The organism is Mucilaginibacter sp. (assembly GCF_039921305.1).
GTDB lineage: Bacteria > Bacteroidota > Bacteroidia > Sphingobacteriales > Sphingobacteriaceae > Mucilaginibacter.
Genome location: NZ_JBDSCA010000039.1, coordinates 133,395 through 155,425, shown reverse-complemented (window position 1 = coordinate 155,425; position 22,031 = coordinate 133,395). Strand labels below are relative to the sequence as shown.

Sequence of the window (22,031 nt, the reverse complement as noted above, 5' to 3'; positions counted from 1 at the left end):
CCCCCTGTAATCGCTACCTATGTTCTTATCACTACCATAAGCATATAGCAGGTTAACAATGTTGCCATTATCTAAAGGTTGCCTGGTAAGGCCATATAGACCGGCGCCGTATCGCAAAAGCACACCCGATGCTGGTTGCCTTTTATACAGGTATATTTTAGTTCCGTCAAGTGAATATTCAGTATCAAATTCTTTAATAGCATAATTCAGCGCGTCAAGGCAGTTATTGCGTGAAAATGTCAGGTCTTTAAAATCAGTATCCTGAACCCCTGATATCTGCCAGTTCTTTATTGGGTATTCTGGGTCATCCGGATATCGCCTTTTAATATTTGCCAATAGAAAATCAGCAAAATCAATAAGCCTGGCCCTTAATGGAAATTCAGACTCCGTAAAGTTGTTGTCAGCATCAAGAAATAGGAATTGTGTTTTACCTAAATCGCCAATTCGGCCCTCTAAGGTGATTGTATACTGATAATTACGTCCTGATATTTTTTGCAACACGGGTGGAACATTAATCTTATAAAGGCTATCAAATACCGTAGCGTAATCTCCAATACCAAAATTTACCGCAAAAGGCAACGAGCAGTTAATGGTGACAATATCCTTGCCCATTACCCCCTGTTCTTGCTGACTATTTGCAAGTGGATTTACAATCTGCCTTACGGCGTTTGTTCCTGCCTGGTAAATCGTTATCATTCTATTAAGTAATCGTTTAAATCCGCATCCAAATAAACCACATCGATATTACTGCGCGGATCGGCCTCGCCAAAGACAAGGTCGAATGAGCAACCTACCTGCCCACTGCTATTGAGCACCGATAGTTTTGTTATATCACTCATGCTTTTGTAATACACAAGGAAGCTTTTATCGGCATCATCCAGGTATATAGTAGTTGTCCCAGGAAGCGATAGCTCAGTAAATAGTCCGTTATACTTTGTCCAGAAGTCGGCCCTATTATTAGCTACCATCGATAGCTTTAATGTGAACTCCCGCGCTGAAAATTGAGGCGTAGTCAGGTCAATATCAATACCGCTTTCGTCTGGAAAATCATAGCTAAGGCTCTGCTTCCTTGCAGGGAACAGCAAAAAACTATCGCTTCCATTATGCGGAATTATCAGCCCGAATAGGTTGAAGTTTTTGCCATTTAATAAGTTAGCCATTATTCACGAATTTACCTGTATGCGGTTTTGGATTGGGTTTTTTGGGTTTACTTATGACGGTTGGTAAGTGGCGTGTGTTTTCTGGAGTAAGAACAAATGGGGTTTTTGATAAATAATAGTGTAAAATAGTTCACTTTTTATTTTGTATTTAGTGAACTATTGTTTACCTTTATATCAACAAAGAAAGGAGATGAAATCATCAGAATTATTCAAAAAAGTAAAGCAGGCAGGGTGGCAGGAAGTAAGCCAACAAGGTAGCCACATCAAAATGAAGCACCCGACAAAAGAGGGAATATTAATCTTCCCCTACCACGGGTCAAAAGAAGTTCCTAAAGGAATGGAAAAAGCAATTAAGAAACAAGCAGGGGTTTAGGCCCCGCTTTTAAAGATATAATACATTCATAAAGCAATGAAGATGAAAAAAGTAGATTTTATAATCGAAAAAGGTCAAGATGGTTACGGGGCTTATCGCGAAGAAGCCGGAGGCCTGGTAAGCACAATGGGGGATACAGTTTCCGAGATCAGAACGAATATTGTAGAGGCTTATAATATGTATGCAAGCGAAGCAGGTAAATCAGAGATTACAACAGATCAGATTGAATTAAAATATGATCTGCCGTCATTCTTTGAGTTTTACAGAGAGATCAATGCATCTGCATTAGGTAAACGCATTGGCATGCATAAAAGCCTGTTATCTGAGTATATCAATGGAGGCAAAAAACCATCTGATAACCAAGTTAAAAGGATATTGACTGGCATTAAGGAATTAGGACGTGAATTAAGCGAATTGGAATTGGTGTAAATAACTGGGGCTACGAAACAATAATAATCATGCAAATGAAATTACATTGCCGGTCTAAGCGGCTCCCCCGGTTGCCGCAAATATAACAACTTCGATCTATTTTGTATTCCAATATTTTTTTTCATTTTTATGGAATGAAAAAAATGATATTTGCAATTTTAATATTTACAATAGTTGCGCTTTCAAGTTGTAAGAAAAAAGACGATACCGATACCGTTGCCTTAGATATGACTTTAAAAACATACTCGGCTGATGCTAAGAATGGAACGTTATATACTACCTTACTATTAAAGTTTAATTCAGACGGAACCGTAAAACTTTATGATGTTACTGCTAACGATGATGGAATTACTTTAAAATACGAAGTAGGAGATAAAATGGCATCAAATACTACACTTCACATATTTGGTCAAATAGATAAAACATTTTATGCTGATGGATTAACGAAAGGGACAAAAATAGATTGGACTAGTAACATAGAAAGGTTTAATTACCGACCGACAGTCTACACCATTACCATCGGGGGATATTATTTTAAATAATCTTCTTGCCTATTTCGTTAAAAATAATCTAATATTTTGCTTATTGAAGATCACCATCCTGGCACCCAAAACTCCTTTACAAATCTCAAAAAGCAATATCCAATTACATCAGGAGGTGTTTGCAATTGCAAACAGGGGTTACGGGCATACGCCTCCTGCTTCATCTGATTGAGTTTGTTTAGTAATTCTGTCATTTTTATTTATTTTAATTAATATCCAAACTTACCTGCTGCTCTTAAATCCAACCCATAACTACCAGAAGTATTAGTGCTGATCTGTTTAAGGTATAATTTCACATCATCTGTATTATCAGCAGTGCGGCGGGTATTCGCCTCAATTTTACCAAGCTGTATTAATCCAGATATTGCATTTTGATACAAATCGCCTAATGTATTATTTTGAATTACCATCAGGTCCTTAACCTGAACGGTTGCAAGCTGTGTGCCGGTTGCAACGCCGAGCCATCGCGATGCGGTTGGTTCCGTTATTGAAGCGGATATCTGAGCGGCCGCTGTTGTTGGCTGCCCGGATGAGCCAGGTGTGCCAAATTTTTGACCAGTAATTTGCTCAATACTTGTGATGCCCGCTTTAGCGTTGGCGATATCCCGATCATATTGATCCTTCAATGCTTTTATTTGAGATGCGGTAAGCGCACCGCCTCCGTTTGCTTTTACATCAGCGGCAAGTTCATTGTAAAAATCTTGTAGCTGAGTTTCCAGGTATTGCCGCTGAAATGATTTTGAGATAGCCCCCTGAATAATATTGGTAAAATTATCAGCCCAGTCCCGAGCATTGGTATTAATATTACCAAACATCGACACGATATTATCAAGTAAACTGTCAAAGCTTGTACCTACACTTTCAGCGTTAAGCGAGTTAAGGGTATCTTGGTATTGTTTTTTAAGGTCAATTAGTGATTGAACGATGCTTGCAGTGCCATCATCTATCTTGCCATTAAGTAATAGGATTTGAAGCTGAGCCAATGATTGAGTTGCAAGATCAACGGTTCCTCCATTTTGCTTTAATAAGTCAAAAATAGTCTGCAATCCTAATTCAAGCGTTCCACGTGTACCCCCATTGTTTATTTTTGCAATAAAATCATCAAGCTGTTTATTCCCTGTCAGTGTAAATTTCCCAGATAACTTAGCCTGTTGATCAGCCTCCGCTTTGTTGATATCAGACAATGATTTTCCGTAACTTGTAATGCGTGAAGTTCCGTAAATGTCCTTAATTATGGCAAGCTGTTCGGTTAGTTGCTTTGTTATCGCATCATTAGCCTTAATTTGCAATTGGCTATTATATTGCTGTTGGGCTTGCGCTTTTGCTGCTGCTTGTTCTGAATGGTCGAATAATTTAAATACCGATGTAACCAACGACAAGCCAGTTCCGATAATGCCCAGTCCAGAGGTTATTTTATCAAAACCGCTACTTTTACTGCTATTGATTGTATTCAGGCCCTCCTTAATTGAGCCAACACCGCTCACAACATCCCCTATCGTATTAAGAGCTTTGCCTAACCCTGAATCGAAACTGCTAACATCGGATGATAGTGATTTAAAAGCAGATCCAATTTCTTTTAATCCAAATGGAATTTTGTTGTTTACTTTATCACTTGTAGCATCTAAGTTTTTAATGATATCCCGATAGGCTTCATTGGTTACAGTACCTAACATAAACGATTCGTTCGCTGAATTCCTCAATTCTGCTATAAGCTTTTTAGCTGCATCAGTAGATAATTCATCAATATTATCAAACAATTCCTTATATGCATCAAGCTCTTTTATATGGCCTTCATCAATAACCGTCAGCCTATCAGCAAGGTCTTTTCTGACCTGATCAGCACCCTGTTTGTTGCCGGCTTTCTGTAAGATCGCTATATCTGCATCCGCATTAATTATCAGGGTTGCTCTTTTTTGATCGTAATCCTGGTATTGTAAAATCAGATCACTCAAGTGTTTCTTTTGCTGTACCAAAGCTTCAGTATTCGCTTTAGCAACCTCCTTATCCAATAAATCCTGCGTGGCGCTTGCCGTTGCCTTAACCTTTAAATCAGGGGAATTAAGCTGATCAAATGTAGGCTGCAAACTTTTGAGATATTCTACATAACTTTTTGCCGATCCGATTTCCTTGCTATATAGTTCATCAGCCGCGACCGTGCCTGCTTTTAGTTTATAAGATTCATATTCCGCATATATTGCTTTTTGCTGGTCAATTTGTCCTTTTAGTTTTTCTACAGCTTGTGTTCCGGATAATATCGCCTCAGCGTTATCTAAATCAGATTGGGTAAGGTTTGCCTGCGGTACCAATCCCTTTGCCCTTGCCTGCGCATGAGTTATCTTTTTATCCTTTAAAGCATCGGCAAGTTTTTTATTCTGCGCATCAATAGCATCATTTGCAACTTTAAAATTTGCTTTAATTTCATCTGCTTGCTGCTCATCTCTAGTTTTTGCCTTGCTAGCATATTTTGTTTTTACAGCATCAATCTTTTCTTGTACTGTTGTTTGAGATGCTAATAATGATTCGGATAATGCAATTGATGGATCATTTTTAGCCGCCTCACCTGCTAATTGCCTCAGTGTAGCTTTCAAAGCCTGTACTCTTTTAACATCGTTATCCTTATTAGCCGGAATGGCTAAAGCATCATTTTTTAATTCAAGTATCCTGGCATTTATTTCTTTAACAGTTTTAAGTTCTGAATCTGCTATTTCGGTTAAGTCTGCTGCAATTGTTTTCGTAGAAGCTTTGGTATTGGCTTTAACCTTATCGTATGCGGCGCTTGACTCCCGAACCATTTTTCGTAAGGCATCAAGGTTTTTTTCAGTGTCGGCTAATGATATTTTGCCACCATCTCTTAGCGACCCATCCTCTATCCCTTTTCTGTAGGTATTTACAGCAACTAAAGCTTGTTTAGCGGCTTCAATATAAGACCTGCGTAGTTTTTCAAGATCAGCAAGAGGTTTATCAGCAAGTACGGATATCATAATATCGCTTGACGCACCTATTGGATTATAATCCTTTTTAACTACTTTACTTTCGTTATAATTGTCAGTGATAGAATTGATCTTATCAAAATGTGAAGCATCAAAAGTAAATAACCTAGCTGATAACTCAGAGAAAGACCGGCTTTTGAAAATTTTATCAATCGCATCTAAGGCATTACGCGCTCCATCAACTATTTGCTTAAAGAACTTACCTATACCGTCACCCTGTACATCTTTATCAAACTCATTTGATAGTTTGCTTATCGAAGCTGCAAGATTATCGTTCTTAATAGCAAATTGCTGCGCAGCAAGCGTGCCGGCATCATAAGCAGTTTTACTTTCCCCAATCCTTTCATTCAATAAACCCTGATTTTGAGCTAAGGCTATGATAGCATTCTTAGCCGGGCCACCCTTTAGCCCGATCTTATCGATTAAATCTGTAAAGCTTGTCAGATCTTTGCCACCAGCATTTAATCCGGCAAAGAACTTTTGTAATGCCGCGTTAGCATCTGTATTGATTAGGTTGGTAAAGGATTTTAATGTTAATGTAGAATCAGCTATTTTAGCAATAGTGAAAAAATTATCTCTTTTTGAAGCGAGGTTTCCTATTAACTTTGACATGGCTGTACCTGCAACTTCAGCGCTAGCGCCTGTTTCTTCTAATGTTGCTCCGTATGCTAATATTACAGGTAGGCTAATTTTGGAAATATTGGCAACACCCGCGGTACGTAAACCAAAGTCCTGCAAAAATTCGCCTGTTGCAAGGCCAGCCTGCCCCAAAGCCAATATAGCAGATCCTGTTTTATTAAATGACCTTTCAACATCGGTACCTTCTTTTTGCTGAACCTTAAATACGCCATTTATTTTGCCCAATGAACTGGCAACTGCTTCTGCTCCGCCCGATATCTCTCCTGCTAAAGTAACAGATAACTGATCAATAGCTTTAGTAAAACCACCTAATTGATCTTTTGCTATACCTAACTGGCCTCCGATTATAGCGATATCTAAGAGGCCCTTAAGTGATGTGCGTGTATCTATTTTCTTTAATGTTTCAGCTAATGCGTTTACTTCGACTTCTGTTAAGCTTGCGGTACGTCTAACATCTGCCAGGCTATCCGATATTTCAGCGTTAGTTTTTATTACATGTGTCACAGCTGCAAGTGCTGCGTAAACAGAAATATAGTTTAGTGCCAGTGATTTTAAATCAGAACCAACACCGTTTAAGGCTTCCCGATAACCGCCAACATGTCGCTGATGGTTTCCCATCGTATCGTCAAAATCCTTAAGGCCCTGATTAAGCTTATTATATTCTACTATTTGTGCTTTAATAGCCGGGTTGGTAGATTCAAAACCGCCCTGTGCTGCCTTTATAGACCGGCCTAACTCTTTTAACTTTTGATTTGCCTCGTCATAACTACCGGATGCCGCTACTTGGGCCGCCCTTGCTGCTTTTGTAGCTTCTGCAAGCTCTTGACGGTCTTTCTTGATTTGGCGCTCAGCTACTGCCAATTCCTGTGCAGTTATTTTACCCTCTTTAAAGCTGGCTTCTAAAGCAAGATTTTTTTGTCTTAAGGTTTCAGATACCGCTTGCGCATCTACCATGGTTTGCTTTAAAGCCAACTGAGCCTGCTGGTATTGAGTTATTGGTTTGGTATCTAGGCCCTTTCCGGGGCCAGCCATGCTAACACCACCAACATCATTAATCAGTTTCTTTAATTCCAATAATCGGGCTTTTGATTCCGATATATCAACCTTTGTTTTGAAATTTAAATTACCTGCCATATCTAATATTTTTAAAATATATCATCGGAATCTTTTACTTCCGGCTTCTTGTTGTCTTCACTATCGTATCTCGGAATGCTGCTCATATACAACATAAAGTTGCTCCAGCTTAATTTCCATTTTACATCCCATTCATTAAATCCACCCTCGGCATATTTTAGGAATGACATAATACTTCTATGTGGGAGGCTATCAACTCTCTCCCTTAATTTTGGCTCGTCTCTTCCGGTTTCAGTATCTTTACCATTGGCCGCATCAAGACGATAGTATCCGTAAAAGCCTCCATGTTTAAACTCTGGAAGCTGGCAACAAGGGCATCGCGCAACTGTTCGCCGGTAAGGTTACGCTCAATAAATAGCATTAGTTCTGGGTCTGGCTCTAGGTGATTGTTCTGAATAGCAGATGCAACGATATAAACGATCCTTTTTTGGTGCTCAGGTATCAGAGATATGTTCATGCTGTCATCATTAAAAATGGCATCAGGTAACAAAGCACATTCACCTGCAATTCGGTATTGGTTGGCTACCACACAAGGGTAGAATATTAAGGTGCGATGAGTTTCGGGTGCGGGTGCAGGAGGTGGAATTGGTCGCATAAGCAGCCTATCCAGGAATGTACGTTTTGGAAACACCGGTTCAGGTACCATCGGTAACCACCTAACAGGAACTACCATTTCATACAACGGCTTACTACCTGCAAATGTATCTGCAACAGCTTTTAATATTTGTTTGTCTTCCATTTAACTTGTCTTATGGTATTAAAAAAGCCCTGCCTATTTATAAGACAGGGCTTTTAGTTACTTCTTTGCTGTTTTTGACTTATCTGTCGCCCCTGGCAGGGCTTCGTCATCAGGTAGGATATCTAAGAAGCCTGTACCTTCAGAAGAATGCCTTTCAGCTAAATCATTTGGGACTTTGACCTCTGCGCCTTCAGTATAATGCGTTTTTGTCTGTTCAGCAAAAAACGGAGTAATGATCTTTACGTTTTTCATGTTAGATATCTCCCCTCAATTACGGTGTAGTACTATCAATTGCAACACCTGCTGCGGTAACCCAAGTTTTTTGAGATATAGCATCTTTATTACTTGTAGTTGTTTTATAAGCACCAACTTTTCCAGTAAGTAATAATTGTTGTAAAGCTGTTTTTGAAAGGTTATTCACTATTGAAGTTGTAAACCTTATATTAGGAATTACAATGATTTGCTTACGATCATCTTTCATGCTTCGGGTTGTGATACGCGCAGCAAGATTAGCTACCTTTCGGCTTGCCAACATGGTAGTTTTTGAAGTAGCCGCCACATATTCCTGATCAAACAGCATAGCCATAATAGTAGGATGATGCTGTAGTAATCCAAATACAAGGGTATCGGCCTCGCCTGGCGCGTAGAACGTTACAAAAGAAACCTCTTTATCTTCCGGTATTAAATCTGTTTCAGTGTCTGCGTTACGGGTATAAAGCACACTGTCAGGGGCGACATATTCGGCTTCGGTCCAAACTGCCAATGCTATTCCTGCTTCTGTGAAAAATGCGGGTGCAAGCTCAATGCTCTCTACTCCGCCTACTGCATAAGTTGCCATAATTTATTGTTGTTTTATGCCTTTCGGCGGTTTTTAAATGTTTGTAAAATTGTCCTGTATAGACTGGTATTTAAATGGAATATTGACAAAGTAGCTTCCATCGGTATCCTGCATTATTACCGGAGAATCCTCGATCCATGTTTGAAAGCTTGTTTTGTATTGGCTATCCAATAGCGCAATAACCGCTCTTGATAAGACCATCATTTTAATCTGATCAGCTACCTTGGCGCTACCGCTTGTAAGTGATGGTACATAGCCATTAACATTACCACTACCTTTCTGAATCGCATTATTAGTAATCCCAAGCGCATTAATAACTATATCTGTAATTAGCGTACGCCCTGATGGCCTGTCGTTCTGATAAATCTTACCATCGGTGCCGATCAGTGCTGTGATGGCGGGAACGTTCAGCATGGCCCTGACATCAATGGTAATATCGAAAGAGTCTTTCATGGACGTAATATTTTATTAAGTTCTGGCTCCAAGTTATCGCCGATTACGTTGTTTATAACATCCTTGCCTTTGGCCTGAACGAAGCTTGCATAATCCTCGCCAGCTACAAAAATCATGGCCATTTCATTTACCTCTCTCGCGTATAAAGCCAGCCGTTCAGCCAGTTCCTTACCAACTTCGTTTCCGTGCTCTCCTTTGCCAATAGGCGGGAAATAGGTTTCCTGAATAAGCCCGTTTTCGTCGACTATGCACATCCCAATGGAAGAGCGAAGGTTCCAGGTGATATTATTAAACCCATGCTCAGCCGCAGTTTTGGCTCTGGCTTTATCAACCAGCTTTCTACCTGTGGTTCGAAGGCTATCAACTATCTCGTCATAGAAAGCATCTTCTTCCTCCTTTATATAGGCTTCGATGTCAGCCATATTGAAATCTGCTGTAATGCTAATCATACCTCTAACCTCCCTGACATTTGCGCTTCGTACCTTTCGCGTACCGGTCCAGTGAATTGGATACCTCCTGCATGGTCTGCCACGATAACAATGGCGCCAACTGCTGGCACCGTTACGCCGGCATCCAACCTAATCCGTCCAATCTGGTTAACCTCTGTACTATCCTCGTTCTTGAATACCTTGCTACTGTCAGCATGAAATCTACAAGGAACACTAACCGCGGTGCCTGGTTGATCTGGTAAAGGAAAACCGTTGCTATCTTCACCGCCGGGAGTACCGGGGGTTGTATAGCTAAGCGTATGTGGTTTAAAGTTTACCAAAATCTTATTTGTTTAACAGTTGGCTTAGGTATAACTACCAGGAACGGATCAACTAACCCCCATTTACGCATGATCCATGAATAGATCCCGCGCAGGTCAGTTGACCACTTCATGGATATATCATCCTCCCTTAATTCAGTCACCTGAATAGTGGTTAAAAGAAGCCCCGCCCAAACAAGGTCAACTTCCATACCGTCAGTTGTGGGGTTGTACTCGGCCGTACCGATTAGCCCCCCCTCCAGTATTTCTAAGTCAAGTACACCTGGTGCTAATGATAGCGCGGCGGTCTTGGTTGTTAGGGCTTCTTTTATGGTCATGTTATTGTGCGGTCTGCTGCTCTACTAATCCTTTTTCAACTAATTCATCCAACCTATCCTGGCTAAGCTCGCTAACATCCTGTCCTACCTCATAATAGATATTCCAGTCGCTTTTGTCTCTGAATGGAGCGACTACCTTGTAGCCGACTCCTTCTGTTTTTTTCTTAGCCATGGTGATTATGCCTGAACGACCTTAGTATCTAACTGGAATACCTGATCAACACCGTTGATTACTGGTACACGGCGGGCCTGTACATCTGTCCACTCACCAAATGGTTTATGCGTTACATACTTTGACACCAGTGTGCCCAAATCTGCATTAACGTAATTAACGGCGGCAGATCGGTGGCTATCTTCAACAACTTTCTTCCAGACCAGGTTACCAACATTGTTGTCAGTTAATAGAATTACTTTTCCTTCGTCCCATGCCTTTACAGTCTTTTTAACACCGTCTTTCTCAAATTTAACTGAGCGGTCAACGATATCAAACTGAACATTAGCTTCATCCTGCCATACTTCCAAAAATTGTTTGTATGTAGGTGTCGGCTTGGTAGTTCCAAAGTTACCAATGCTAGTAGCATACAGATCCTTACCCTCCACTGAGCGGCGGGCAAGATTGAATGACATCTTATCCATCATGATATAAGAAATCGTCTTACCGGCATCAGATGCAGCGGCAATCAGGTTATTAATATCAGTAATAGGTGTAGATGCACCTACGTTTGACCAAACAACAGCAACGCCCGCTTTATTGGCATCTAAGTAACCATAGTTTACGCGAACACCAGTACCAACATTATCAGTATCGGTTAAAGCGATACCAGACGATAAGCCGCGAAGGAATAGGTATTCAGTTTGCTCTTCAACACCGACCAACCCACGCTTGCTATCATCAAACAACTCGCTTGTTATTTCAGAAATATCGGCGTTTTTAGCGATCAGTGTATCCAGCTGATCTAACTGGTTTTCGTTCATCTTCATCTCCATACCTAATTTAGGAATGTCACCAGATGCGGTGGCGATAGATGGGCGTGTTTTCAGCGGCAACGGGCTATCCATGGCAACCACATCGGCAGCAACGTTTATGTTATCTGCTGTGATTGATGTCCATTTACCATCCATAGACTGCTTTGGTGTAAGCATAGTCTTGTAACGGTATGTTAGCGGATCTTTGCTGCCGTTGATAGTCTTGGTGACTAAGGCAACGAAGCCAGTGAAGTACTTTTGTATGTACTTAATAAAATTTGATTGTTCCATTATGATAAGTCTCCTCTGAATTGAATAAGGTTAGAAGTTGCGGTTTGGAATGCCGCTTTAATTGATGCCACAGGGAACGGAGATGCATTTTCATTTACCCACCCCTCCAACATTACACCTGCGAATGGACGTTTTGCTAAAATACTGGCAACCAAAATGCCTGCATAGGTATGACCTGTTGGCAAAGATCCGTAAGCGGCCGCACCATCAGCGATAGTAGCTACCGGAACGGATGCCCCTGCGCCTGTACCGCCTGCATAAGCGGCTGGTATGGATAGCACATCTCCTACTGTATAGTATCGGCCCACTTTGGTAATAGTTACGACTGTAACTACCGCACCAGCAACAGTTACATTAGCTAATACATCTCTGCCTGCACCACCAGAAAGAGGTACATTTTCGTAAACACCATTAGTATAACCGGCACCGGATGTAATAGAACCTATTGTAGCTACACCAGCCGGACTTAAATCAGTCGCTGGCATTGGTTTGTAATTGCCTGTTGCAGTTTCTTTTATAATAACGTGCCCTGCTTGTAGCACATCTCCAAAGTAGCCTGTCACATCAAGTGACTTGCCACCGGGAATACAGAAGTCGTTTTTTATAATAACAATGCTATCGAGCGTGCTATTAACCTGAACTCCTTTATCCACTAAATCGACTATATAGCCCATGTTTTAAAGTTTAAAGTTTTTAAATGCTGCATCCATTTCGGCTTGGGATGCTTCGCCTTTTTTGCTGGTATCAGCGCCTGATCCCCCTGATGCTGGCCTGTCGCTGCCTAAGCCGCTATTGGCATCATCCTGAATGGAACTGGCATGATCTTCTTTAGTATCTTCAAGAAATCCGGTGAAATCATCATCATCCTTGAAAGTGATACGGTCGAATTTCTTTAATTCTTTAGCCTGGTAATCCGTTGAAGTACCTGCCATAGATTTAATAAACTGCTCCCTGCGGGTATTTGTCACTTTTTCCTGACCAAAGGCTGCAATCGCTGCATCCTGTTTTTCAAGTTTCTCCATCATTAATCGAAGCATCTTTTCAGTCTTCGTTTCGTTTGGATCAACTTCTTCAGGGGCAGGCTTACCCTCTGCTAATGCTTTCAGGCGGGCCGCTTCCTTATCAGCAGCGTCCTTTGTGGCTTTACCAACTTGGTAATCATCAAACTTTTTCTGATCTTCAAAACTGTATAAAGCATTACGCTCATTCAGTTTGGTATCAATTTCTTCGTCTGTTGCCTCATCGGTAAGCCCGGCCTTGCCTAATTGATCGCCAATTAGATCAATGTTTTTTTTAGAGAGTGCTACGCCTGCGAACAATGCCTTCAGTCGTGCTGCTGTCTTAATTTTAAGTGACATGTTTAAAGTTTGTTTGTTATGGGACTGGCCCGTTTTGCTTGTCGCTAAGTTGCAGCCGGTAATTACTCGTTCACACCTTGCGGATTAAGCACGAATTTACCTTTAAGGGGTGGGCGTTGGAAGCTTGGGGGCTTACTTGCTTGTGTTGGTAAGCGGATGTAATTAGCCTTATCTTTTCAAACACATATTTGGTAGGGTTAGACCATATTCCCTGCATGGAGAAAATGGTATTAAAAAAGCGCCAACCATTTCTGAAATTGCGCTTTGAAAGATTATGATTATCTCACTAACCTAATCAGTAAGTTTAATAGCCGACATCAATGAATCACAAAGCAATTCAGGAATTTTACTTCGTTCATAACTCCCCCTTTTACCTTGTGTTCCCGTTTTGCTACCTCGTGGAGCGGGTTGATGATGGCAGTTTAAATTCCCATTGTGGCAAATAGGTTTTGGAATCCAGTTTAAATTTGTCCAAATATCGGTCGGCTTTGCCCGGTCATCACCATATTGGCAGTACCAAACTGTATGTCGTTTAAACTCTTGCATAAAAGGCATTTTACGTAGCATACCACGAGGGTTTTCAAAACTAAATGTAATATTTGGGTTAATTAACTGCCATTGTTTAATCAATGAAATTACATGTTGGTTTACCCTGTCGCATTTAATAGCATATTCACTTTTTGGCTCTGTTCCGTTTCGATGTGTTGATATGGCCGCAATCGTGTAAGTTGTGCAATCAAAAGATGCGTGTACATGGTTTGGTATAAATGGAATCATGTCAGCGGTCAAAAATTCAATGTCAATCGATAGGTCTATATTTTCATATTTTGTCCAGTCAACGCTAAAAACATTGTGGCCTAATTTTTCAGCGGCCTTTCCGATACATCGCGATCCTGCGAATAGTTCTAATACGTTCATATATTTCTTTGTGAGATTTTAAACCGAACCCAACGCCCGGCACCTAAAAAGCACCAACCAAATTAATGATTGACGCTCGAAATGACCCTAAATCAGTTCTTATGGTATGCAGTGGGGTTACTTATGAATTTCGGGTTATTTCTTGAATCTTGTTTGCCTGTTGTTCCATAGCATCTATTCTGTATCTTGCCAACAAATCAGACGTCAATGCAGGAACAAATGCACCGGTTGAACTACCTGATTTGTTTAGTTGAATAGCCCACAATGCCGAGGCTAAAGTCATCATGTTCCCATAACCTATCATTTCGCCTAATTGCTTTACTGCCTCTATTTCGTTTTTTCTGTTCATCTTACACCAAACTTTGAGGATGAAAATAAGCAACTTGCACACCGGACAAAGCTTGTTCAATAGGCAAGTCATTACCGTTCAATTTAGCTACAACGGTACTGGCATAAGCCGATAGCCCGCTCAATGTTGTTGCCCTTGCTGTAGTCATTTGAGATATAGCGATTGAGCCCTGTTTAATGGCCTCGTCGGCATCCGTTACATCGGCTGATACAATCTTAGCATCTTTTAGCCATATCGCAATAGCGGCCTTTAAAAAGGTCAATGCTTTATCGTCAAGTTTTGTTCCGGTTAAAGCAACAATACCCTCGACATAAGGGCTATCCACAATTGCTTTAATTTGGTTGCCAATGTCTGTGCCTATGGTTAAGGCATTTTTTATCCAGGCTAATGCACGGGATAAAGTTTCTGAAATTGATTTTAGAATGTTCATGATTTTTTAAATTAAAAAGTATAAAATAATATAAATTATAAAGCCGCCTACAAGCATACTACCTATGGAGGCTATTGTTATGGGTTGGTGGAGCATGGGGGTTAAAGGGTATCAAATTCAGCCTGAAATTCTGATAATTCTTTTTGTATAGTTTCAATGGCATCCCGTTTCATATTATCGAAGTTGATGTAATGAGGCCTAACATCTATGTTTGAATAGTCGTCACTGGAAGCAAGTCTTACAAATGAGTTTACTTTTAACTTATCTGCTTGCTGCCATTTTTCTAACTGTTCATTAAGCTGTCTGATTTCAGACTTAATTTCATTTCCTCGTTCCAATTGTTCTACTTTCATAATACTTTCCTTATTTATTTGTGGCTTCATTGCCGGGGGTTAAAAATATATGGAATGGACAATAATCGGTCGCTTTAGTTGCCCTTATTTTAGTAAACTGAACTTCGATATGACATAGCATAATTTTGTGCTTTTCTGATGAAACCCAATATTTACAGTTTTGGCAAAAAGGTTCGCTCATTACTCTATCAATTTTAAAAGGTTAAGATTTTCCATAATTGCAGCTGTAACATGACCCATTAAATCATTTCCTGTTGGCATGGCTCTCAACTCCTTTATCCTATCCTTTATCAGTTGAATCGCAACATTTGGTTGCTCTCTATGATAGGATTGCATTGCGGATAATAATTCTTCATCGGTTAATTTGTGAAGTAATACGTCTTGTAATTGTTGGCATTGAGCACCTGCGATAACAGCATCTAATACAGTTGCTTCATCAATTGATAGGTTCGAAGTTTTATATTGGTTAATTACTTTCGCAGCTATTTCAAATAAAGCCGCCTCCCTTACACGAGTAGGTGGTTGGAATTGGGCCGCGTATTTCTCCATCAATAAAACCATATCTCCAACAAAAAACGGCGTGCTTTCTTCAACCATTTCTAAGGCGGTTTTTATCTTCATAGCTTTTAGTTTATTTTTTTAATGCACTTAGGACACGTAACGTCTCTATTAACTTCTGACCATCCGTTTGATCTTCTACCGGGGTGTATGCCACACAATGATTTATCGCCCCAATAACCACCGCACATATAAGGCATAGGCGGAACAAGGTGTACTATTTTACCCCTGTCATTTTCAAAGCCATTGAATGCCCTTCCGGATTTAACTGCCGTTTTAAGCCCTGCTTTATTTTCGGTCGGTTGGTTGTCGTTTTTCATGGTTGGTTAATATGTTAAAACAGGTAGGTTAGTTAGTTTATTTGTTAATTGATTAAGCTGTGCTATTAATAGCGTATATGGATTTGTTTGAGTGGTGGTACATGCTTGATAAAGTGCCTCCCATTTTTTAAGGTCGGACATTTCGCATTTAAGCAAATTTTGAACGTCTAAAAGATTAACACAGGTACTAACTTCCTTTTCCTCTTTTACAACGGCTTTAAGGGGGAGGAACTTTCGAGTGGTATGAAAGTATGCATTGAACTGTTCCCAAGTGACTTTCTTAGACTGATTTGCATCTTGCCACTGTTTCACATCATTGTCGTAACACTGCCAAACCAAATCTCCAAAATCACTTGCATCATAAATACCATCAGGTGCGTTGGTGTGAGGCTGGTTGGCGGGGTTGGAAGCCCATGCGTTGAAAACTGTAAACGCAATCTGCCTTGTTAACGACCTATCAAGGTTTTCAATAAGCCCCGATTCACTAACGATGCAATCTTTTGAGGGATTTATAGGATTAACAGCTACAGCCCGGCCATCTTTAACCTGCCATTGTTTTATGTCTTTTAGTTCCATTTCCGTTTTATTATAGGTCTTCGCATATTAATACAACATCACCATCATCATCAACTAATACCTCATTTATTGTATAGCATGTTCCGTCTGATGATCTGACATAAACCCGTCTGCGTTTGTTATCAATATCCTGCAATTCGGTTAGCAATCCATTTACTGATTCCATTTTTCTTACTTTTTTATATCATACTTAGCCACCCAAACAGTATCACACTTATAGCAGTTCAGCAAATACGCCTTATTGCCTTTGTAAAAGATAACGCCGAGCGGATCTAAATTCTTTTTTATTGGATTTGCATAGATAACAGCGGTAGTATCGTTTAGCCATTTGATGGATTTTTTGCGGAATGAGATGGTAACGCTATCGTCGTACCTTTCGTAGTTAAACCATTCTGATAATGTTTTAAGCTCTTTATCCGTGTTTCTGTATATCGGACCCTTTACGTGTACCTGCCCCATAACCATTCCTGGAATAGCTAATAGGATTGTTAGGATGAGGGTTTTCATGGTCTTTCTTTTATGTTTTGCATTATTTCACACGCGCATGCGGGGAATAGTGATTTTTGATATTCCAATAAGGTAGATAGTTTTGCTCCTTTTCGCTTTGTTAACGCTTCTAAATATTGCGAGTGTGCCAATACGATGTTACACGTATCTATCTCGCTGTGTAGTGTGTCAATTGGTTCAATGGATACAGTATCAGCTTTTATAGTATTTGCTGGCGCATATATACACGACCCAAATAGCAAGCACCAAACTATCAATCCTATGATAGCTGCTGTTATACCGGCAAAGCGGCGGTATTGAATGGCGTGGTGGGTGGTCATGATTGAATGGTGTTAATGTCGATTGCGAGGCCTTGTTCGATAAGGTTGAAAACGTCGAAATGCCACTCAAACAGTTTAGATAAACAGGCATATTTTACTGCGTTGAGATTAAATTCTTCCTTTTTTTTATACACATCATAAAATAAATAATCCCAACCAAATAAGCCCTTTACTGCATTTATAGGGACAAATGATTTCCCTTGATGTGTAATTGTTTGAATTAAGTCGCTTAAAGGCCTAAGGATTATAGGCATACCGCTTTCAATAACTATTTTTACGTTTTCTATAGTTACCTCATCTTCTCCCCATTCATCGTGGTCTGGTTGGGGTTCACTACCACCGCTATAAATCAAATAGGGGCGATAAAATTTCAACCCATACGGCAAATACGGAGCAAGGTGCTTTAATTCTAATTTCATTTCTCTTTAATTCTAATTTCATTTCTCTTTAATTTTAAATGCTATGTCAACTTTTAATTAATCTGAATATTTCTAAATATCCATTCCCACATATAGTAAGGAACTACTTTATAAGCGTAGGGATATTTCTTTTTGAGTTCAGATATGCTGCTTACTCTTCTCATCCCACAAAATAATTAAAGGTTAATGCCAATATCCCGTTGAGGATGAATCCGATTAGTATAAGGTGGCGGTTTAGGTAGGTTAGCATTTCGACCTCCTTCGCTGCTTACTTTCCTCCCAAAGCACTATCGCTAACATGAGCGGGAAGGCTAAGAGGGATGTGATGGTAGATATGGCTTTCATAACTACTTACTTGCTTTTGCTGACCAACCTGTTAATGATCCTGCGCCTATAAGGAAACCAGCGACATATAAAAATCCGTTATTATTGGTATCCCAAACCGAAACCTTATCATTAAAAATGCTAATGATTAAAGTAATCGGAGATATGATTCCATGCCATATACCAATCCAAAGTCCAGCAGGGTTGTTAGTTGGCAAATGGTGATTTACCGCTGTGCAACTTGTGAGCAAGATGGCTGTTGCGAGTATTAAAAGTGCTTTTTTCATGGTTAAATTAGTGTTATAGATGGTAAGTACTCCCAAAAGCTCAGTTTGCCTTTTACGTTCAATATCGGCTTATCGTATTCAACAGCGTTAGCCAATACCCAATTATAAACCGGCACTTCAATTTCTACCTTAACGCCATCAATCTCTTTTATCTTGGTTGCTTTGTGCTCAGCCCAAACGGACGGATGATTAAGTACACAGTCAACAATATCAACCTCGCCAACGATTGCTGATGTAGTCCAAAACCCTTGCGTTAAGTGCCTTTCCAGTTGAGAATCATTCAATGAATCCCATTGCTCATAAGACAGGTAGCTACTTACATCACGATGCCCAGAAATTATTTTTGCGCTTGCATGAACATATATACGCCCTCTGAAATTAGTTTTCCATGTTCGATTTTCAATATCCTTTGCTCCGGATACAATCAAGCCTGCCCAAGGCTGTTTAATGGTTAGTGCTTTCATAACTATTGTTCCCCGTTTGGAATTTCGTAGTGGTAATCTACCGCGCTAAACTTGGTGCCCTCGAGCACAGATAAATGGGCGTTTATCTTCTCGCCCAGGTACATGCCTACATTGCGCTCGCACTCACGCAGCAAGGCAATTGTTTCCTCTCGCTGCTGATCGGCTACGGCTGCTACCTGCAAGGCCCGGTCAATAGGTATACATCCGTTTACCGAGGCGTTTTTTAGTTGTTGTTGGATTGTGGTCATAGGGTTAGTTTTCAGGCTGTTCAATTGATAATTTAACTTGTATTCCAGTAGCTGTTTCAATAGCATCTTTTACATTATCAACTGTAATTGCATCAATTGTAAATGGTGTAATATTTTCATCACTAACGGCGATGGTTGCTGTAATTTGTGGCTTCTGGAAAAGCAAATCAGGCAATTCAACGTTAACCAATATAGCCACCTCATCAAACCTTAAATCCGGTCGGCTTTTGGTAGTATTTACAGAGCCATTACTGTTTACTTTCAGGTAAAACTTAGTTTTCATTTCTTCCTTTTCTTTTTAGGTGGTGTATAATTGGTGCCGTGGGCTGGTTTGCGGATTTTCTTTTGGCCGCTGTTATTGTAAGCAAGTTCCAGCTCGTACTTATCGTAGCCCGCTTGTTTTTCTTTTGCGTATTCGCTTAATTCTTCTTTTATTGCTTCCATTTTCTGCTTTCCGGTTAGTTTATTCCAGAGTTTTTTTAGTAGGTTCATATAAGTTTTCTTTACTGACAAAGGCCCAATAAAGGGCCAATATCATCCTCATTATGTACTCAGTTGAGGTATGGCCAGTAGCTTACTGGATAGCTGTTAAGCTTTAGCGTGTAGGTGGAGGGAGTCGAACCCTCGTCCAAACGTGTCAGTTAATTAATAATCTTGTTACATGCTTTTATTCGTCATTATAGGGCTTTCCAGCCTCCACCAATCCATTTAGTGTTTGGATAAACATCACTACATTAAGCTGCTAATTCTAAATCAGCACTGCGATTGAACATAGAAACTACTTTAGCTCCTAATGCTCCAACTATAGAGTTGTCGGTTGTTTTTGATACACATTTAAAAGTATAGCATCATCCTTTGCATGTTATTAACCACTTTATTCACCCTGTCAATTCCGGGCACCCACATTGTAAGGTCTTTCCCTCCTGTCACGATAATATGTATTACATACCACCTTTACTTTAGATAATATAAAAACCAACGAGCCTGATCCGCCCCACAATTTTAATAACCGATTAGGTAGTCACGGTAATATGGCTCATGCACCTTTATAGCCTTTACGCCCTATTCTTTATACACCTGTCGCGTAATCCGGTGTCATTTAAAAAAGGATGGCGACATCCGCGCATCCATCCTTCAACAAAGTAAGACCAGCTATTACACCAGTCTTATTCCCTTTTCCCTAACCCTGTCCCCTAAGGACAAACGAATATAAGTATACTTATCTTATTAAACAAATATTTGGTAAGATTTATTTTACAAGGGGCATTGGCGGCACTACAGGCCCCGGCACTAACTTAGCAGCCTCCGCGGCTTCTTTCTTTATTTTTTCAAATTCTGCAACCGGATCACTGGTAAAAGCCAATTGTTGCAGGGCTGTTTCTTTGGACATTAGGCCGGCGCCAACCAGGGAAACGATATTCTGATATCGCTCCGTATCATTAGAAGGCATATAAATCGAAAATAACGGTGATATATCCATGCCTACTGCCGAAGCAACATCGGTATTGATAACAGCCATTGCAGACTTTAAAAAGTTATACCGCCTCTGAACCGACATGCCCCATCCACCCGATTGCCTGCCCAAAGCTTTCAGTGTCGCTGGCAGAAAAAGAAGTTTGATAGTGATACCTGGTATGTTCGCACCAAAACCTTGCGCCTCACTAAAGCTTATTTGCGGCGTGTTAGTTTCGTCAAATATTCCTTTAACCAAATTTTCACGCTCCATCTTTATAGATTCAGGTGCGCCGGTTGATTCGACAACCTTAATATCAGAACCGTTTTCTAACTCAAAAACCTTACCGGTTTCACCTCGCTTGCCAAAGCCTTCTATCTTACCGCTAACAGCCAAAATAGGACTACCAGTCGCATCGTTCTGATCTGCATGATTGCTGTCCAGTGTTTCAAGTCTTGCTATTTTGGGCTGCACATCGTCCCATTCACGTCTGGCCTGTTGGTGAACGATAAAATTGGCTTTTCCGTATTTAGTAGGGGTTTTTCCTTGAGAAGTCCACCCTGTTACATCTTGCTTAAAAGTAGTATATCCATCATGCAAGAACAGGTCAAACATACTTATCTCTTTATCTTCATCATCCCTAATCTTATAAGCACGACCCAAAGCAACCATATTGCCGGTATTATCCTTTACAGGATATAAAATATCGCCGTTTTCTTCGGATAAAATCATTAACCGCATGCGAAATTTGCTTGCCTTGTTTCCGAGATCGCCCCAAAAGTTAGGTTCTACCGGTTCGGAATACCAAATTTCAGCACATATTTTATAAATGGCCGTAAGACGTAGTATCTCCTGATCGAGATACTCCATTTTGTTATCTTTTAAGGTTTTTTTCAGGAGAGCAACCATTTTAGTTTCGGTTGCATTAGCTGGATCTGCTTGTATTTCTACTGGAACACCAGCCGCGATTTGTACCGCCCATGTAACTATTTGCTTTTGCGCAGCCGATGTGATACGCGCAACTTCTTCATATACCCTACGTAGCTTTACATCACCGCTGGTTGGGTCTGTCTCCTGTACACCGTTGGCATCCATAACAGGATAAAACACTTCTCGCTTTTTGCGAATGTTGCAATCTGTTATATCGTGGTTTTCGGGATCGTAAAGCTTTGCTGTTCCGTCATCTTTTTGACGGGTGCTTTCTATTTTACTGATAAGCTTTGCCGGGTCTGCAATCAGTGAGGTGATTAAGGATAATTCCATGTGTAGCAAAGCTACAGCACCAGTCCCCCATACCCATACCACAGTAACTTTCCTTTTATCGAAAGTAAGAGCATGGTACACAAAAAAAGCCTGACCAAAGCCAAGCCTTTAAAACCGGTAACGGGCCGGGCGGACGGTCAATCCCCTGCCATCCGATCAAACAAAAAGCCTAACTCTCTTAAAAGTTTGATCTGTGCTTTGAGGTCTCCGTGGGTATCAGGGCTATCAAGCAATGTATTTTCAA

Annotated in this window: 35 protein-coding genes and 1 other RNA gene; 3 read left to right on the top strand and 33 right to left on the bottom strand. The window is 40.4% G+C overall.

Going from position 1 to position 22,031, the window contains the following annotated elements:
• Positions 1 to 696: phage tail protein (locus ABIN91_RS11280; RefSeq protein WP_348051204.1), on the bottom strand; the 696-nt coding region annotated here is incomplete at its 3' end.
• Complete coding sequence (locus tag ABIN91_RS11275; protein ID WP_348051203.1) at positions 693 to 1,160, bottom strand: hypothetical protein; 468 nt, start codon at positions 1,158 to 1,160, stop codon at positions 693 to 695. The genes ABIN91_RS11280 and ABIN91_RS11275, both read right to left, overlap by 4 nt.
• Before the next feature lie 190 nt (positions 1,161 to 1,350).
• On the opposite strand from ABIN91_RS11275, the gene ABIN91_RS11270 reads away from it, so the two are divergent.
• From ABIN91_RS11270 to ABIN91_RS11260, 3 genes are all read left to right on the top strand, one after another.
• Positions 1,351 to 1,533: a type II toxin-antitoxin system HicA family toxin gene (locus ABIN91_RS11270; protein ID WP_348051202.1), complete on the top strand. Its 183-nt coding sequence runs from the start codon at positions 1,351 to 1,353 to the stop codon at positions 1,531 to 1,533.
• 42 nt (positions 1,534 to 1,575) lie between these two features.
• Positions 1,576 to 1,962, top strand: a complete 387-nt coding sequence (locus tag ABIN91_RS11265; protein WP_348051201.1) for a helix-turn-helix transcriptional regulator — start codon at positions 1,576 to 1,578, stop codon at positions 1,960 to 1,962.
• A gap of 134 nt (positions 1,963 to 2,096) precedes the next feature.
• Positions 2,097 to 2,504 carry a hypothetical protein gene (locus ABIN91_RS11260; RefSeq protein WP_348051200.1) on the top strand — a complete coding sequence of 136 codons (408 nt, stop codon included), beginning with the start codon at positions 2,097 to 2,099 and terminating at the stop codon, positions 2,502 to 2,504.
• A gap of 209 nt (positions 2,505 to 2,713) precedes the next feature.
• On the opposite strand, the gene ABIN91_RS11255 is transcribed toward ABIN91_RS11260, so the two are convergent.
• The 31 genes from ABIN91_RS11255 to ABIN91_RS11105 form a co-directional block, all read right to left on the bottom strand.
• Positions 2,714 to 7,267, bottom strand: coding sequence for a phage tail tape measure protein (locus ABIN91_RS11255; RefSeq protein WP_348051199.1), 4,554 nt, complete (start codon positions 7,265 to 7,267; stop codon positions 2,714 to 2,716).
• Positions 7,268 to 7,278: 11 nt separating this feature from the next.
• On the bottom strand, positions 7,279 to 7,437 hold the full coding sequence (locus tag ABIN91_RS11250; protein ID WP_348051198.1) for a hypothetical protein: 159 nt from the start codon (positions 7,435 to 7,437) through the stop codon (positions 7,279 to 7,281).
• A gap of 35 nt (positions 7,438 to 7,472) precedes the next feature.
• Complete coding sequence (locus ABIN91_RS11245) at positions 7,473 to 8,006, bottom strand: hypothetical protein (protein WP_348051197.1); 534 nt, start codon at positions 8,004 to 8,006, stop codon at positions 7,473 to 7,475.
• A gap of 57 nt (positions 8,007 to 8,063) precedes the next feature.
• A complete protein-coding gene (locus ABIN91_RS11240; RefSeq protein ID WP_348051196.1) occupies positions 8,064 to 8,258 on the bottom strand; it encodes a hypothetical protein in 195 nt (64 codons plus the stop codon).
• Between the two features lie 19 nt (positions 8,259 to 8,277).
• On the bottom strand, positions 8,278 to 8,844 hold the full coding sequence (locus ABIN91_RS11235) for a hypothetical protein (protein WP_348051195.1): 567 nt from the start codon (positions 8,842 to 8,844) through the stop codon (positions 8,278 to 8,280).
• Between the two features lie 33 nt (positions 8,845 to 8,877).
• Positions 8,878 to 9,297, bottom strand: a complete 420-nt coding sequence (locus tag ABIN91_RS11230; RefSeq protein ID WP_348051194.1) for a hypothetical protein — start codon at positions 9,295 to 9,297, stop codon at positions 8,878 to 8,880.
• Entirely contained in the window at positions 9,294 to 9,719 is a 426-nt protein-coding gene (locus ABIN91_RS11225) for a hypothetical protein (RefSeq protein WP_348051193.1), read from the bottom strand. The genes ABIN91_RS11230 and ABIN91_RS11225 overlap by 4 nt, the downstream gene beginning before the upstream one ends.
• Positions 9,720 to 9,742: 23 nt before the next feature.
• Positions 9,743 to 10,066 carry a hypothetical protein gene (locus ABIN91_RS11220; RefSeq protein ID WP_348051192.1) on the bottom strand — a complete coding sequence of 108 codons (324 nt, stop codon included), beginning with the start codon at positions 10,064 to 10,066 and terminating at the stop codon, positions 9,743 to 9,745.
• The gene (locus tag ABIN91_RS11215; protein ID WP_348051191.1) at positions 10,060 to 10,383 is read right to left on the bottom strand and encodes a DUF6706 family protein; all 324 of its coding nucleotides are present in this window, start codon (positions 10,381 to 10,383) and stop codon (positions 10,060 to 10,062) included. The genes ABIN91_RS11220 and ABIN91_RS11215 overlap by 7 nt, the downstream gene beginning before the upstream one ends.
• A 1-nt stretch (position 10,384) precedes the next feature.
• Positions 10,385 to 10,555 carry a hypothetical protein gene (locus ABIN91_RS11210; RefSeq protein WP_348051190.1) on the bottom strand — a complete coding sequence of 57 codons (171 nt, stop codon included), beginning with the start codon at positions 10,553 to 10,555 and terminating at the stop codon, positions 10,385 to 10,387.
• Between the two features lie 5 nt (positions 10,556 to 10,560).
• A complete protein-coding gene (locus ABIN91_RS11205; protein ID WP_348051189.1) occupies positions 10,561 to 11,640 on the bottom strand; it encodes a hypothetical protein in 1,080 nt (359 codons plus the stop codon).
• On the bottom strand, positions 11,640 to 12,314 hold the full coding sequence (locus ABIN91_RS11200; RefSeq protein ID WP_348051188.1) for a hypothetical protein: 675 nt from the start codon (positions 12,312 to 12,314) through the stop codon (positions 11,640 to 11,642). Before ABIN91_RS11200 ends, ABIN91_RS11205 begins: the two co-directional genes overlap by 1 nt.
• Before the next feature lie 3 nt (positions 12,315 to 12,317).
• Positions 12,318 to 12,998, bottom strand: a complete 681-nt coding sequence (locus ABIN91_RS11195; RefSeq protein ID WP_348051187.1) for a hypothetical protein — start codon at positions 12,996 to 12,998, stop codon at positions 12,318 to 12,320.
• A 291-nt stretch (positions 12,999 to 13,289) separates the two neighbouring features.
• A complete protein-coding gene (locus ABIN91_RS11190; RefSeq protein WP_348051186.1) occupies positions 13,290 to 13,916 on the bottom strand; it encodes a DNA cytosine methyltransferase in 627 nt (208 codons plus the stop codon).
• Between the two features lie 121 nt (positions 13,917 to 14,037).
• Positions 14,038 to 14,265, bottom strand: a complete 228-nt coding sequence (locus ABIN91_RS11185; RefSeq protein WP_348051185.1) for a hypothetical protein — start codon at positions 14,263 to 14,265, stop codon at positions 14,038 to 14,040.
• A gap of 1 nt (position 14,266) precedes the next feature.
• Positions 14,267 to 14,695 (bottom strand): hypothetical protein, encoded by a 429-nt coding sequence (locus tag ABIN91_RS11180; protein ID WP_348051184.1) that lies wholly within the window; start codon positions 14,693 to 14,695, stop codon positions 14,267 to 14,269.
• A gap of 101 nt (positions 14,696 to 14,796) precedes the next feature.
• Positions 14,797 to 15,078 carry a hypothetical protein gene (locus tag ABIN91_RS11175; protein WP_348051183.1) on the bottom strand — a complete coding sequence of 94 codons (282 nt, stop codon included), beginning with the start codon at positions 15,076 to 15,078 and terminating at the stop codon, positions 14,797 to 14,799.
• A gap of 150 nt (positions 15,079 to 15,228) precedes the next feature.
• Positions 15,229 to 15,669, bottom strand: a complete 441-nt coding sequence (locus ABIN91_RS11170) for a hypothetical protein (RefSeq protein ID WP_348051182.1) — start codon at positions 15,667 to 15,669, stop codon at positions 15,229 to 15,231.
• A 5-nt stretch (positions 15,670 to 15,674) separates the two neighbouring features.
• On the bottom strand, positions 15,675 to 15,926 hold the full coding sequence (locus ABIN91_RS11165) for a hypothetical protein (protein ID WP_348051181.1): 252 nt from the start codon (positions 15,924 to 15,926) through the stop codon (positions 15,675 to 15,677).
• A gap of 6 nt (positions 15,927 to 15,932) precedes the next feature.
• Positions 15,933 to 16,502, bottom strand: a complete 570-nt coding sequence (locus ABIN91_RS11160) for a hypothetical protein (RefSeq protein ID WP_348051180.1) — start codon at positions 16,500 to 16,502, stop codon at positions 15,933 to 15,935.
• 10 nt (positions 16,503 to 16,512) lie between these two features.
• Positions 16,513 to 16,668, bottom strand: a complete 156-nt coding sequence (locus tag ABIN91_RS11155; protein ID WP_348051179.1) for a hypothetical protein — start codon at positions 16,666 to 16,668, stop codon at positions 16,513 to 16,515.
• Positions 16,669 to 16,673: 5 nt separating this feature from the next.
• Positions 16,674 to 17,009: a hypothetical protein gene (locus ABIN91_RS11150; RefSeq protein WP_348051178.1), complete on the bottom strand. Its 336-nt coding sequence runs from the start codon at positions 17,007 to 17,009 to the stop codon at positions 16,674 to 16,676.
• On the bottom strand, positions 17,006 to 17,329 hold the full coding sequence (locus tag ABIN91_RS11145) for a hypothetical protein (protein WP_348051177.1): 324 nt from the start codon (positions 17,327 to 17,329) through the stop codon (positions 17,006 to 17,008). Before ABIN91_RS11145 ends, ABIN91_RS11150 begins: the two co-directional genes overlap by 4 nt.
• Positions 17,326 to 17,748, bottom strand: coding sequence for a hypothetical protein (locus ABIN91_RS11140; RefSeq protein WP_348051176.1), 423 nt, complete (start codon positions 17,746 to 17,748; stop codon positions 17,326 to 17,328). Before ABIN91_RS11140 ends, ABIN91_RS11145 begins: the two co-directional genes overlap by 4 nt.
• Positions 17,749 to 18,095: 347 nt before the next feature.
• Positions 18,096 to 18,359 carry a hypothetical protein gene (locus ABIN91_RS11135; RefSeq protein WP_348051175.1) on the bottom strand — a complete coding sequence of 88 codons (264 nt, stop codon included), beginning with the start codon at positions 18,357 to 18,359 and terminating at the stop codon, positions 18,096 to 18,098.
• Between the two features lie 2 nt (positions 18,360 to 18,361).
• Complete coding sequence (locus ABIN91_RS11130; protein WP_348051174.1) at positions 18,362 to 18,823, bottom strand: ASCH domain-containing protein; 462 nt, start codon at positions 18,821 to 18,823, stop codon at positions 18,362 to 18,364.
• Between the two features lie 2 nt (positions 18,824 to 18,825).
• A complete protein-coding gene (locus tag ABIN91_RS11125; protein ID WP_348051173.1) occupies positions 18,826 to 19,071 on the bottom strand; it encodes a hypothetical protein in 246 nt (81 codons plus the stop codon).
• A gap of 4 nt (positions 19,072 to 19,075) precedes the next feature.
• The gene (locus tag ABIN91_RS11120) at positions 19,076 to 19,354 is read right to left on the bottom strand and encodes a hypothetical protein (protein WP_348051172.1); all 279 of its coding nucleotides are present in this window, start codon (positions 19,352 to 19,354) and stop codon (positions 19,076 to 19,078) included.
• On the bottom strand, positions 19,351 to 19,563 hold the full coding sequence (locus ABIN91_RS11115; protein ID WP_348051171.1) for a hypothetical protein: 213 nt from the start codon (positions 19,561 to 19,563) through the stop codon (positions 19,351 to 19,353). Before ABIN91_RS11115 ends, ABIN91_RS11120 begins: the two co-directional genes overlap by 4 nt.
• A gap of 106 nt (positions 19,564 to 19,669) precedes the next feature.
• Positions 19,670 to 19,975: a transfer-messenger RNA gene (gene ssrA, locus ABIN91_RS11110) on the bottom strand.
• A gap of 345 nt (positions 19,976 to 20,320) precedes the next feature.
• A complete protein-coding gene (locus tag ABIN91_RS11105) occupies positions 20,321 to 21,787 on the bottom strand; it encodes a phage portal protein (RefSeq protein ID WP_348051170.1) in 1,467 nt (488 codons plus the stop codon).
• Between the last annotated feature and the right edge of the window lie 244 nt (positions 21,788 to 22,031).